General features: G+C 50.1%; 13 protein-coding genes. 11 read left to right on the top strand and 2 right to left on the bottom strand.

Annotated features, from left to right (window positions below; all coding sequences use genetic code 11):
* The 7 genes from C7A19_RS10265 to purF all read left to right on the top strand — a co-directional run.
* A partial coding sequence (locus C7A19_RS10265; RefSeq protein ID WP_275937828.1) for a FimV/HubP family polar landmark protein occupies positions 1–793 on the top strand: 793 nt, incomplete at its 5' end.
* A 135-nt stretch (positions 794–928) separates the two neighbouring features.
* A complete protein-coding gene (gene truA, locus C7A19_RS10260; RefSeq protein WP_077484702.1) occupies positions 929–1714 on the top strand; it encodes a tRNA pseudouridine(38-40) synthase TruA in 786 nt (261 codons plus the stop codon).
* 167 nt (positions 1715–1881) lie between these two features.
* Positions 1882–2808, top strand: a complete 927-nt coding sequence (accD, locus tag C7A19_RS10255) for an acetyl-CoA carboxylase, carboxyltransferase subunit beta (RefSeq protein WP_077607637.1) — start codon at positions 1882–1884, stop codon at positions 2806–2808.
* Positions 2809–2873: 65 nt separating this feature from the next.
* Positions 2874–4124, top strand: a complete 1251-nt coding sequence (gene folC / locus C7A19_RS10250) for a bifunctional tetrahydrofolate synthase/dihydrofolate synthase (protein ID WP_116644831.1) — start codon at positions 2874–2876, stop codon at positions 4122–4124.
* Positions 4125–4136: 12 nt separating this feature from the next.
* Positions 4137–4685, top strand: a complete 549-nt coding sequence (locus C7A19_RS10245; RefSeq protein ID WP_069362064.1) for an SPOR domain-containing protein — start codon at positions 4137–4139, stop codon at positions 4683–4685.
* A gap of 61 nt (positions 4686–4746) precedes the next feature.
* Positions 4747–5244, top strand: a complete 498-nt coding sequence (locus C7A19_RS10240; protein ID WP_069362063.1) for a CvpA family protein — start codon at positions 4747–4749, stop codon at positions 5242–5244.
* Positions 5245–5275: 31 nt separating this feature from the next.
* Positions 5276–6790 (top strand): amidophosphoribosyltransferase, encoded by a 1515-nt coding sequence (gene purF / locus C7A19_RS10235; protein WP_077484712.1) that lies wholly within the window; start codon positions 5276–5278, stop codon positions 6788–6790.
* Positions 6791–6852: 62 nt separating this feature from the next.
* Here the strand turns inward: purF and C7A19_RS10230 are convergent, their stop codons facing one another.
* Complete coding sequence (locus C7A19_RS10230) at positions 6853–7452, bottom strand: Yip1 family protein (protein WP_046075248.1); 600 nt, start codon at positions 7450–7452, stop codon at positions 6853–6855.
* A 512-nt stretch (positions 7453–7964) separates the two neighbouring features.
* Between C7A19_RS10230 and C7A19_RS10225 the strand changes: the two genes are divergently transcribed.
* From C7A19_RS10225 to C7A19_RS10210, 4 genes are all read left to right on the top strand, one after another.
* Positions 7965–9020, top strand: a complete 1056-nt coding sequence (locus C7A19_RS10225; RefSeq protein WP_077484715.1) for a response regulator — start codon at positions 7965–7967, stop codon at positions 9018–9020.
* Positions 9021–9174: 154 nt separating this feature from the next.
* Positions 9175–9675, top strand: coding sequence for a transcription/translation regulatory transformer protein RfaH (gene rfaH / locus C7A19_RS10220; RefSeq protein ID WP_077484717.1), 501 nt, complete (start codon positions 9175–9177; stop codon positions 9673–9675).
* A gap of 64 nt (positions 9676–9739) precedes the next feature.
* Positions 9740–10963, top strand: a complete 1224-nt coding sequence (locus tag C7A19_RS10215) for a response regulator (protein ID WP_235614289.1) — start codon at positions 9740–9742, stop codon at positions 10961–10963.
* 214 nt (positions 10964–11177) lie between these two features.
* Entirely contained in the window at positions 11178–12407 is a 1230-nt protein-coding gene (locus C7A19_RS10210) for a response regulator (protein ID WP_077484720.1), read from the top strand.
* 33 nt (positions 12408–12440) lie between these two features.
* On the opposite strand, the gene folD is transcribed toward C7A19_RS10210, so the two are convergent.
* Positions 12441–13301 (bottom strand): bifunctional methylenetetrahydrofolate dehydrogenase/methenyltetrahydrofolate cyclohydrolase FolD, encoded by an 861-nt coding sequence (gene folD, locus C7A19_RS10205; protein WP_069362058.1) that lies wholly within the window; start codon positions 13299–13301, stop codon positions 12441–12443.
* Positions 13302–13480 lie beyond the last annotated feature (179 nt).

Genomic DNA, 13480 nt, shown 5'->3' with positions numbered 1-13480 from the left:
GCCAGAGCCAGAGCCAAGCAATGAGCGTGACTATGAGTTTGACTCCTTCTCGCTTGATGAGCTGGGCGAGTTTGGCGAAGACGACGCACTAAGCGCTGCGCTCGAAGAGCAGCGAGAGCTAGAATCTTATTTAGATGAGCAGCAAGAGGGTGACGTCGCCAAGGAAACGCCTGAGCGTGATGAGCGAGATATCAGCGATCTCGACGATGACGATCACCAAGTGGGTGGCTTAAACATGGAGGCATTGCTCTCCGAGTCAGACGATGACACGCCACTGGATCTTTCCTCACTGTCCGATGAAGAAGCGGCGGTTTGGCAGGCTGATAATGAACCTGAGCCTGAAGCAGAGAGTGAAGACTGGAGTCAACAGCCCGCCATCGATCCGGCGTCATTGGAAACCTTTGAACTCGAGGAAGCCTTAGATGAGGATCTTCTGAGTGAGGGAGAAGCAGAGAGTGAGCTGATTGGTGAAGAGCAAGAAGAAGATGACTACATCAGCATTGAGGAGCTCATGCGAGATGATGGTTCTACGCCAGATATTGATCCTGATAAAGCGGAAATGAATCTGAATGTGGGTTTAGATGAGTTTCCTGATGTGTTAGAAGATATCAGTGCCATTGATGTGGATGGTGATACCGCGAGTACTGAAGCATCGACGAATCTTGACCTTGCCAAAGCGTACTTGGAAATGAACGATATCGATGGGGCGATTTCTTTGCTCGAAAAAGTGATGCAGTCGGGCAACAAGGCCTTGCAGCAAGAAGCACGTCAGTTGCTAGAACAGCTGAGGTAGTGAAAAAACAGGTAGCGAATGCTGCCTGTTTCTTTATGGCGGCAGTGATGGCCAAGCACGCGCTTTTCACCTGCAACTCGAGGGCTTTATGGGTATAATGCGGCGCCTTATTGACGAGTAACGAGAAGGCAGGGCATGAGATTCGCGTTAGGCATTGAGTATGATGGCGCTCAGTTTTACGGTTGGCAGAGGCAACGAGAAGTCACCAGTGTACAGGAACACCTCGAGCGTGCTTTATCGACGGTTGCCAATCATCCTGTCGCCGTACAGTGTGCGGGACGTACCGACTCTGGCGTGCATGGAACAGGACAGGTAGTGCACTTTGACACTGATAATCAGCGTCCATTAAAAGCTTGGACCATGGGTGTCAATGCGAACTTGCCGGATCCGATTGCGGTGCGATGGGCGAAGCCTGTGACAGACGAGTTTCATGCCCGTTTTAGTGCGACCGCGCGACGCTATCGTTATGTGATTTATAATCATCCCTTGCGCCCGGCGATCTTAGCCAAGGGAGTCAGTCACTATCACGCTGAACTTGATGAAACCTTAATGCATCGAGCGGGTCAGTATCTCCTTGGGGAGAATGATTTTTCCTCATTCCGTGCCGCTCAGTGTCAATCGAAATCCCCTTGGCGGAATGTGATGCATTTATCGGTCAACCGTCAAGGACGCTTTATCGTGATTGATATTAAAGCCAATGCGTTTGTGCATCATATGGTTCGCAATATTGTGGGGAGCTTAATGACGGTCGGTCGTCAAGAGCAGCCGCCTGAGTGGATGGCTTGGTTGCTGGCACAAAAAGATCGTACCCAGGCGGCTGCGACCGCGAAAGCTGAAGGCTTGTATCTGGTTGACGTAGACTACCCCGAAACATTTGGGTTGCCTCGTTCACCCATTGGCCCCCTGTTTTTGCCGGATTAGGTGATTGTGGCGGCAAGTACGCTGTACTCATAAAGCACGGAGAAAGAATAGGTAGTACCAGTTTTTTATCCCAAGTCTGACAGACTTGTGATTTAATTCGGTCTAATTTGTTACGAATCCAAGATAGTTGTCCGTCCGCGAGAGCTATCACTAAGTAAAGGTTGTCCATGAGCTGGCTAGAAAAAATATTAACCAAAAGTAATATTGGTTCATCACGCAAGGCGTCGATTCCAGAGGGCGTGTGGACCAAGTGCACGTCGTGTGATCAAGTTCTCTATCACGCGGATGTCGAGCGTAACTTGGAAGTCTGTCCAAAGTGTGAACACCATATGCGCATGCCAGCACGCCGCCGGCTCGACGTGTTTTTGGATAAAGACGGGCGTGAAGAGATTGCCAGTGAGCTTGAACCCAAAGATGTGTTGAAGTTTCGCGATTCGAAAAAGTACAAAGACCGTTTAGCGTCGGCGCAAAAAGCAAGTGGCGAAAAAGACGCCCTGGTGGTTATGAAAGGCCGCGTGTTTGATGTGCCCGTGGTGGCCTGCGCCTTTGAGTTTAAATTTATGGGTGGCTCGATGGGAGCCGTTGTGGGCGCTCGCTTTGTTAAAGCCGTGGATGCGGCGATTGACAATAACTGCGGTTTGGTGTGTTTTTCTGCCAGTGGCGGTGCGCGTATGCAAGAAGCGCTCATGTCACTGATGCAAATGGCCAAAACAAGTGCCGCATTGGAACGCCTTTCCCGCCATAACCTGCCGTTTATCTCAGTATTAACCGACCCGACTTACGGTGGCGTGACGGCCAGTTTTGCCATGTTAGGTGATATCAATGTGGCCGAGCCTAGAGCGATTATCGGTTTCGCGGGGCGCCGAGTGATTGAACAGACCGTGCGTGAGAATCTTCCTGAAGATTTCCAAACCAGTGAGTTTTTGCTTGAGCATGGTGCGATTGACATGATTGTCGATCGCCGAGAAATGCGTCAACGCTTAGCGGGTCTGCTTGCCAAATTGAATAATCGTCACTCACCACTGGTGGTCGATGTAGAACAAGGCAAGCCTGATCTTGAGCCTGAAGCGGCACAGCCTTCTCAAGAGCAATAATTGACCGTGTCCCACGGCGCTATCCTTGGTATCATTTACCCATCATGGAGTAACTGACCAAGCCAATGTCTGAACAACAACACCCAACAGCCACGTCCTCTTTAACGACGTGGCTGTCTTATCTCGAAAGCATCCATACCCGTGCCATCGATCTTGGCCTTGAACGCGTCGCGGCAGTGGCCGAAAAAGCGCAACTGACTAAGCCAGCGCCGACAGTGATTACCGTCGCGGGAACCAATGGTAAAGGCACAACCTGTGCGCTGCTAGAATCGATTTTGCAGCATGCGGGTTATCGCACCGGTGTCTATAGCTCCCCGCATCTAACTCACTATAGTGAGCGCGTGCGCATTAATGGCGAACGGCTAGACGATGCCGCGCACAGCGAAGCGTTCGCGACGATTGAACAAGCGCGTGGTGACACGAGCCTGAGCTTTTTCGAGTTCGGCACCTTGGCCGCATTGCACTTGTTCAAGCAGCATTCGCTGGACGTGGTTATTTTAGAAGTGGGGCTAGGTGGACGCCTCGATGCCACCAACGTAGTGGAGCATGACGTATCGGTGATCACCAGCCTCGCGCTCGATCACTGTGATTGGTTAGGGGATGACATTAACCAAATCGGCTACGAAAAAGCAGGGATTTTCCGAGCAGGTAAACCCGCTGTTTGCGGTCAGCCCTCCCCACCGGCGAGCGTGGCTGCACATGCTGACAGCATTGGCGCCGAGCTACACCAGCTGGGCTATCAATATCAATATACGCTCACGGATAATACCTGGTGTTGGGCGGCAGGGGCGTTTGAGCTGACGGCGTTGCCTATCCCGGCAATACCGTTACAAAATGCCGCCACTGCCTTGATGGCTTTGGGGGTTGCCGAGCTGGAGATCGCAGACACACACATCTCTGACGGGTTAGCCTCGGTGTCGGTACCCGGGCGAATGCAGGTTGTTGCCAATGCGCCTTACACTGTGTTTGACGTTGCTCATAATCCGCACGCGGCCGCTTATTTGGCAGAGAAGTTGGCTGAGTGCAAAGCGGAACGCGGCGGACACGTGCATGCGGTGGTGGCCATGCTATCCGATAAAGACATGGCGGGTACCTTAGCCTGCTTGGACGGAATCGTGGATCACTGGTATCCGGCATCGTTATCTGTGCCTCGAGGTGCACCCGCCGACAGCTTGCCTGTGCCGGCACCACAACAGTTTGCATCACCCAGTGAGGCTTATCAGCAGGCATTAAAACATGCTGAACCTGCGCGAGACTGTGTGGTCGTATTTGGGTCGTTTCATACCGTTGGGCAGGTAATAAGCGCGCTTAACTAAAACGGAGTCATTGTGGCCAGTAAGTTACAAAAAAGAATCGTGGGTACCTTGGTGTTGGTGTCTATCGGGGTGATAGTGCTGCCAGATGTGCTTGATGGCAAAAAAGAGCATTATCAAGAGAGCTATGAAAGTATCCCACTACGGGATGATTTTGATAGTGAGGTGAGCCAAGCACCGATTAAAGCCCCACAAGTGGTTGAGGTGGACGCGCCAGACACCAAGGTAAAAGAGCGTCAGACAAACGAATTGGACAACGAGCCTGCGCCTAAACCGGCGTCTAGTGACACCGCCTCTTCGTCAGCCAGTGCTCAAGAAGGGGCGTGGATGATTCGGCTTGGCACTTTTCGCAACCAAGACAACGCCCGACGTTTGGTCAAGCAATTACGCGAAAAAGGCTACCAAGCTCATATCTTACCCAAAGCCATCCAACCGGGTGATTTAGCCAAGGTGGTCGTGGGGCCTCACGTCTCCAAATCGGCGTTAGAATCGCAACTGACTGATTTGCAATCTTTGACAGGATTGAAGGGTCAATTGCGTAAATTTGACCCACTCACCCAATAAGAAAACGTTTGCGTGAGCATTTTTTCTGTTAGAATGCGCACGTCTCGAGCAAGTGAATACGATGAATTGGATTGATTACCTCATTATTGGCGTCATTGGTTTTTCGGCGCTAGTTAGTGTGATTCGAGGCTTTGTTAAAGAAGCATTGTCATTGGTGATATGGTTTGGTGCGTTTTTTATCGCCAGTCAGTTTTATACGCAACTGGCGGTTTACCTGACCAATATTGAAGATGCCGTTATTCGTAATGGTAGCGCAATAGCCTTATTGTTCATTGCCACCTTAATAGTGGGGGCGGTGGTCAATTATGTGATTGCTCAGTTGGTAGAGAAAACCGGGTTGTCTGGTACCGATAGGGTGCTGGGTATGGTGTTTGGAAGTGTGCGTGGTGTACTCATTATTGCCGCGATGCTCTTCTTCCTGGATGCCTTCACGTCGGTCGCTCACACCCAAGCATGGGGGCAGTCGCAACTTATTCCTAACTTTGCGGTAGTGATTGAATGGTTTTTCCACTATCTCGAGAACAGTTCCAGTTTCTTACCTGAGATCGCCGGATCTTAGGATGATATTCGCGTAACAAGGAATCGCTGACATGTGTGGTATAGTTGGAATCGTTGGTAACACCCCGGTCAATCAGTCCATTTATGATGCACTGACGGTGCTACAACACCGGGGACAGGATGCGGCCGGGATTGTCACTATTGACGACAATCGTTTCCGGCTTAGAAAAGCCAATGGTCTGGTAAAGGATGTGTTTCAACTTAAGCATATGCAGCGCTTACAAGGCCAAGTGGGTATTGGGCATGTGCGTTATCCAACCGCGGGGAGTTCGAGTGCGTCAGAAGCGCAGCCGTTTTATGTCAACTCGCCTTACGGTATTACCCTGGCGCACAATGGTAACCTCACCAATGCCCAAGACTTGCGTCAGTCGCTATTCGAGAAAGATCGTCGTCACCTTAATACCACCTCTGATTCTGAAATCCTGCTTAACGTCCTTGCCCACCAGTTATCAACCGCGACATCGCATCCATTAACGGTTGACGATATGTTTGCCGCGGTGGCGTCGGTGCATCGCCAAGTGTCGGGGGCTTATGCGGTCGTGGCCATGGTCATTGGTCATGGTGTGATCGCGTTCCGTGACCCTAAAGGCATTCGGCCACTCTGTTTAGGTAAGCGCGATACGGAGGCGGGCACTGAATACATGGTGGCGTCGGAGACAGTGGCGTTGGATGCGGTCGGGTTTGATTTTGTCCGTGATGTGGCACCCGGTGAAGCTATCTATATCACGCTGGATGGTCAACTGCATACCAGTCAATGTGCGGATACGCCGAGTTTAAACCCCTGTATCTTTGAATTTGTCTACTTCTCTCGCCCTGACTCCTTTATCGATAAGGTTTCCGTATACGGCGCGCGTATTCGTATGGGCCAAAAACTGGGGGCTAAAATTCAACGTGAGTGGGATGACGCTGACATTGATGTGGTGATCCCAATTCCAGAGACCTCCTGTGACATCGCTTTGGAGATTGCCCAAGTGCTGGGTAAGCCTTACCGCCAAGGCTTTGTCAAAAACCGTTACGTCGGGCGGACCTTTATTATGCCTGGGCAACAAATGCGTCGGAAATCGGTGCGCCGTAAACTCAATGCCATTGGTTCTGAATTTAAAGACAAGCGCGTTTTGTTGGTCGATGACTCGATAGTCCGCGGCACCACCTCGGAGCAAATTATCGAAATGGCGCGCGAGGCGGGAGCAAAAGAAGTGTATATGGCATCAGCCGCTCCCGAAGTGCGTTTTCCTAACGTCTATGGCATCGACATGCCCAGTGTCAACGAGCTGATCGCCCATGGCCGTGAAGTTGATGAAATTGGTCAACTGATTGGTGCAGATGGTTTGGTCTACCAAGATCTGTCTGACTTGGTGGCGGCGGTTGGCGAAGCGAACCCAGCTATTGAGCGCTTTGAGACATCCGTATTCAGTGGTGAATATGTCACTCAAGATGTCGATCAAGCTTATCTCGAGTATATACAAAGCTTGCGTAACGACGATGCGAAAACGGTACGCGAGCAGCAGCAAGAGCTAGCGAACTTAGAGATACATAACGAGGACTAACTGAAAACGCCGCGACAGTTATCGCGGCGCTTTTCACTGGTATCCTGCTACGCCCATGTTGACTAATGGGTAAAGACAGGCCCCATGCCGACATTCCATAGGATGACCGAGGCAGCCAGAATCGCGACCAGCAATACTAACCCGCAAGTGACGACAGAGCTGGCATAGATGAATCCTCGCTCTTCAGGGATCTCCATCAATATGGGAACCCCCGTGTAGAGGAGGTAGACAGAGTAGGCAATGCCAATCAAGCCGACGATCATCACAAACCACACCACTGGATAAAGCGTGGCGAGTCCCACCATAAAGATGGGCGTTGCGGTATAGGCTGCCAGTTCAAGACACTGGGTGTAAGTCGGAGCGGAACCGAACGTACGACTCATCCATAATGTGAGATAGGCCAACGCCGCGACACCGCCCAACAAAGCAAGATACATGGCACTGGCGATGAACAGGGCGCTTTGCGGGGTCATAAAGATGGGATCCCCCGCGCCGATTTGCCAACCAATGTGGACGCTCGCGTAGTAGGCACAAACAGGCGGGATTAACGCGAGTAACAACGCGTGACCAATGCTGTTTGAAGCGGCCTCGTGGCGCTCGCCAATCGCTTTCCATTCCTTTTTGGGATGGGTATATAACCCTAATAAATGACTCAAAATCATAGTAACCCCGCTCGTTATTCCCTCAGTGAAGTCAGGTGCAACGGTTGGCGCACGACGCCTCAAGTAACTGCTTCTTCTCTGCTCGTATGCGGAGGATAGATGCCGTGTACACTCTTCTTTAGTAACGAATAGTTGTTGGTACCTGAATTGGCAAGTTTTCTTCTCGACAAAAATCGCCTTTCTGCGCATGGCTCACTGGCGCGATATTGAGATAATGCCGATATACATTCTTGTGATAGACATCATGTATTAATTGTTACAAGTCTTACTTTTAATACAGAGTAGCGTACTCTTATAGTGTCATTGATTTTCAAGCCTTTTTTATGCTGCCGATAAATGGCTTTGACGGCTCACCTGCTTGAATGCTAAGAAAATTATTATTTTAAACAGCTGTTTATAGAGCGCTTCTGAATTAAATCTCATTAGCGATCACAGGTGTGCCTGAATTCAACTACGATTAGTGCAGTGAGAAAGAAAACAGCCGCTGCTTTGCAGTCCTGGAGGAGAGCGTCGTGTTGCATAATAAAGAGATCTTAATCGTCGAAGATGATCCCGTCTTCAGTCGGATGATTGCGTCTTTTCTCGAAAGAGAGGGAGCGGTAGTACGTGAGGTCGAAAATGGTTTAGAAGGGTTGCAAGCGCTGAGGCAATCGATTCCTGACTTATTGATCAGTGATCTATCGATGCCGGTAATGACAGGCTTAGAATTCGTTGAGGAGGTGAGCCTTGAATACCCAATGCTACCTATAATCGTGATCTCTGGCACCGGGGGGATGGCAGATGTAGCTCAAGCGCTTCGCTTTGGGGTGAAGGACTTTTTGATCAAACCGATCGAAGATATCAATGTGGTCAAAAAAGCCATCGAAGCGGTGGTTGATGATGCCAACGACGATGTACACGCCAGCGATGATTTTAGTCAACAATGGTTTAAGGTGAGCGAGGACGCGGATCGCGGCGCATCAGAGACGGAACTGAAATGGCACCTTGATGCCTTACGCCACAACCCAGGTAGCGCACGTGAACTATTAATGGGGTTGATGCCAGAACCCGACTCGCAACAAGGTGCTTGGCGTCTTTCCTATCACTCACTGCAATCGGCAGATACCAACCCCATTGTGCTGGATTATGCATGGTTGATGGGCGGGAAAATGGCATTTTATGTGGTCGACTCTGCCTCGGCAGAGGAAGACGGTACCGCGACCACCTTGATGATCCGTGCGTTTTTTAATGATTTTGTCCGCTCAGGTGATGTTAATGAAAGAGGGTTTCTCACCCTGGTAAAACGGATCGAGGATGCGATTCGCGCCTCAGCCTATACGTCGCCGGTTCGTGCGATGTTCGGTGTGCTAAACACCGCCGATAATCAGCTTGATATTTTACCGGCGGGGATAAAAGCCACGGTGGATAGCTGCGGGTCGACAAGCCTGGTTCACAATGATCACTGGTTGGGGCGCGACGCGTTCTCGAGCCAGTTTCAAAGCGTTGATCTTCAATCAGGTGATGCACGTGTGTCATTGAGTGAAGTGGGCTTGAACAGTTTCAGTGTCGATATTCAAAAAATCGCTTAACGACCCAGCGATGCAATGTCGAATAGTCAACCCTATGTAAAGGTGAGTGGCCGTGGTGGGTGCTCGCCTTTGTTGCTGTGTGGGCTTAACATCCGTATACTTTCGTCGCTCTGGACAGGCTGCTACTGGCGATAGACATCAGGGACAGAACGACATGAAACATTGGTATCTACTTTATTGTAAGCGCGCGGAACAGCAACGCGCAGAGCAAAATTTGAAGCGCCAAGGCGTTGATTGTTACTACCCGATAGTGACGGTGGAAAAGCTGCGTCGTGGTAAGTGTCAGCACGTTGAGGAGCCGCTCTTTCCCAACTATATTTTTGTCGGTTTTGATCCCGACCTTGTGCAGTATACGAGTGTTCGCTCCACGCGTGGTGTAGTTGATTTCGTTCGCCAAGGTGCGTATCCCATCAAGGTCGACTTGGCATTGATTCAACAACTGATGACGATAGAAGACTGTGACGAACAACGCGACGCGCTCTACCAAGGCTTCAAGCCCGGACAGTCGGTGATGATTGAAAAGGGGCAGTTTGCAGGCACGGAAGCGATCTTCAAAGAAAAAGACGGCGAGAAGCGCTGTATTTTGCTGATAAATATGCTTAGCAAGCAAACTGAACTACATATCGATAACGCCGATATCAGTGCTTCCAGATAACCCGCTCTCCTGGTTTGGCTGCTACACTCTTCAAGGGGACAGTTTAAAGTCGGGGAGGCAGTCGTTGGAGTCGGTACTTATCGTTGAAGACAGCCGGTCGTTTCGCATGCTGGCTGAACAGCAGGTGAAAAAAGCGGGGTTTGCCCCCGTGACCTGTACCTGCCTAGCCGAAACACGGGATGTGCTAGCTCACAACACCCCCTTTCTCTGTGCGATCCTCGATTATAATCTGCCAGACGCTCACCACGGCGAAGTCATCGATTTATGTTTATCCGCAGGGCTTAAAGTGGTTGTCCTCACCGCCTCGCAAAGCGAGAAAACGCGTGATGAGATCCTATCAAAGCCCATTATTGATTATATCCCCAAAGACAGTAGTCATTGTATTGATGCGGTTTGCCGACTCATTAAGCGTTTAGCTGACAATCAAGGCCATCGTGTGCTGGTGGTGGATGACTCAGCCTCGATACGTCAACGTATCTCTGCGTTGTTGGCGCGCCAGTATTTAACCGTATTGGAAGCAGAAAATGGTGAACAGGCACTTGACGTGGTGGAAAAAACGCCAGATATATCGCTGGTTATCACTGATTACGATATGCCTAAAATGAATGGTCTTCAGCTTGTATCTGCACTTCGCAAGAGAGATACCGAGTGTTCCCAGGCGATCATTGGCTTGTCTGGACATCATGATAGTGCGCTAACGGCACGCTTTCTCAAAGCAGGGGCCAACGATTACCTGCCCAAACCGTTTAATCAGGAAGAGTTTTTCTGTCGCGTTCATAGCTGCTTGAATGCGATTGATATCGAATGGCGGTTATTTCTTTTAGCCAATACAGATTTTCTCACGCGGCTTTGTAATCGACGCTATTTCTTTGAGCGAGGTGACCGGCTGGCGACTGAGGCGCGTAAGCATCTAGCGATTATTGATATTGATTATTTTAAACGCATTAATGATGAGTTTGGTCATCATATCGGTGACGATGTGTTGGTTGAGATCGCGCAAATGCTGGCAGACGCTTTCCCGGAGGACACGGTCGCCCGCTTGGGGGGAGAAGAGTTTTGTGTGTTATCACTTGGTGATTTGGCGGTGTTTCAGCAATCGTTAGACACGTACCGCCAATCGGTGGCTGATCGCCCCATACAGGTGTTAGATCAGACGCTGAAAGTTACGGTGAGTATTGGCGTGGACTCGCAAGCTGCTTCTCTTTTACGCCTTTTACACATGGCTGATAAAGCCTTGTATCAGGCAAAAGCGTCTGGTAGAAATCAAATGGTGGTATATCAAGGGTAAATGGCTGCATTGCCTAAAAAATGATACGAAATAACGCATAAAGTGTACGCTCAGTTGTAGGTGTTGCGTCAAATTTCTGCGAGATATGTGTCATTGTTGAGAAATTTGCGCAATTTCTGTCTACACGCACTGAATTGCCCTTACCCTGTATCGCTTCTTGCCCCATTGCGTGTATTGTCGCGCAAAATTAACGTGAAGACGTGGTGCGTTGCAGATGGAATATAAAGTGTTGGTTGTGGAGGATAGTCGACCTTTCAGGCGGTTACTTGAAGCCGAGATACGAAAGGCCGGTTACATCCCATGTATAGCAGACTCAATCGAGCAAGCAGAGAAGATCCTCAACCAAGAGACCGACTTTCTTTGCGCTATCCTCGATTACTGCCTGCCCGACGGGCAGGACGGTGAAATCATCGATGTTTGTTTGTCGCTGAATATAAAAGTGATTGTGCTCACTGCGATGATGGACGCCCGGACTCGGGAGCGTGTGCTAGCCAAAACCGTTATTGATTACATCCCCAAAGATAGTCCTTCGTGCGTGTCGTCCATAGCGCCTTTACTTAACCGCTTGGAAAAGAACCATCAGCACCATGTGTTAGTCGTGGATGATTCACTGACGGCACGCCGTTACGTGCGTAGCTTATTGGAACGGCAATACCTTAATGTCCTCGAAGCACAAAATGGCCAAGAGGCCTTAGCTATGGTGCGGCGTGATAAGCGAATTTCTTTGGTGATTACTGATTACACCATGCCAGAAATGGATGGCGTGAGCGTGGTCAAGGCACTACGCAAGCTGAAGACAGACGGCCAGTTGGCGATTATTGGCTTATCGGGTGAGGAGGATTCCAGCTTAACGGCACGGTTTTTGAAGGCAGGGGCGAATGATTTTTTGGCCAAACCGTTTAACCAAGAGGAGTTTTATTGTCGTTTGCATAGCACATTGAATGCGCTCGATACTGAACGTCGTTTATTTAATATGGCCAACACGGATTATTTAACCCAGGTGTGGAATCGACGTTATTTTTTCGAACACCCCCACACTCGCTCACACAAAGGGCCGCGGAGTTTGGCGCTGATTGACATCGACCATTTTAAAAAGATCAATGATCAATTTGGCCATCATATTGGTGATATTACGCTGATTGAGCTGGCAAAAATGATGAAACGTTATTTTCCAGAAGGCATGGTCGCTCGCTTTGGTGGGGAAGAGTTTTGTATCCTCTACGGCAATGACGAGCTGGGCTTTGTGCGCCGACTTGAGGCGATGCGAGAAGAATTGGAAAAGACCGTTTGGTCACCCTACGACAAGACGTTTTCAATCACCATTAGTATTGGGATGGTCCATGCCGATGCGCATATTGATGAACTTGTTCAGCGTGCCGATTGGTGTTTGTACCAAGCCAAGGCAGGGGGACGAAACCAGCTCAAAACAGATTTAGTATCCTGAAAAAAAAGAGGGCCATTTTGACCCTCTTGCCTGCTAGTGACCATCGTGGTATTGCTCACAGGCCATGAGCGTGTTTTCAATCAAGGTTGCGACAGTCATGGGGCCCACACCACCGGGGACAGGGGTAATATGACTGGCTTTTTCATAAGCGAGATCGTATTCGATGTCGCCAATCAGTTTGCCGTTTTCCATGCGGTTAATGCCCACATCAATCACAATTGCGCCGGGTTTAATCCATTCGCCAGGAATAAACTTAGGCTTACCGACCGCCACCACCAGGACGTCGGCCTGGCGAACATGCCCCTCTAAGTCTTGAGTAAAACGGTGGCACGTTGTAGTTGTGCAGCCAGCCAACAGCAGCTCCAATGTCATCGGGCGACCAACAATATTGGAGGCGCCGACGACCACAGCATGTTTACCACGAAGAGGCACATTGTAGCGGTCTAGGAGGGTAATGATCCCTTTTGGTGTGCAAGAACGCAGCGTTGGCATGCGTTGGCACAGGCGGCCGACATTATAGGGATGAAAGCCGTCGACATCTTTGTCTGGGCGGATGCGCTCCAACACGGACGTGGCATCAATCCCTGCAGGTAAGGGCAGTTGGACGAGAATGCCATCAATGCTGTCATCTGCATTCAAGGTGTCGATGAGTGAGAGTAACTCTTGTTGAGAGCAAGACGTGGGGAGGTCATAGGACCGTGATACAAACCCCACTTCATCGCAAACACGCCGTTTACTGCCAACGTAAACCTGTGACGCAGGATCGTCTCCAACCAGAATTACCGCCAATCCGGGGGCCCTACGTCCCGCTTGCGTGCGAGCAGAGACACGAGCGGCAACCTCTCGGCGCACGGTTTGCGCGATCAGCTTTCCATCAATCAGTTGTGCGGCCATAACTATCCTTCGGCTAAAGCAATGTTGGCAATAGTTTGACAAAAAACGCGCCTAAAAGCTATTGCGCAAACGTTTGCCAATGCACTTTAATGAGGATGAAGGAAAAAATAATAAGCCGTCCATGGCGGCACGATGCTTTGTTAGACGGAAACACGAAAAGAACAGGCTTAGCGCTCTTG

The organism is Salinivibrio sp. HTSP, from assembly GCF_003390965.1.
Classification (GTDB): Bacteria; Pseudomonadota; Gammaproteobacteria; order Enterobacterales; family Vibrionaceae; genus Salinivibrio; species Salinivibrio kushneri.
Note: the sequence above shows the minus strand (reverse complement) of the source record. Positions and strands in the feature narration are given on the sequence as shown.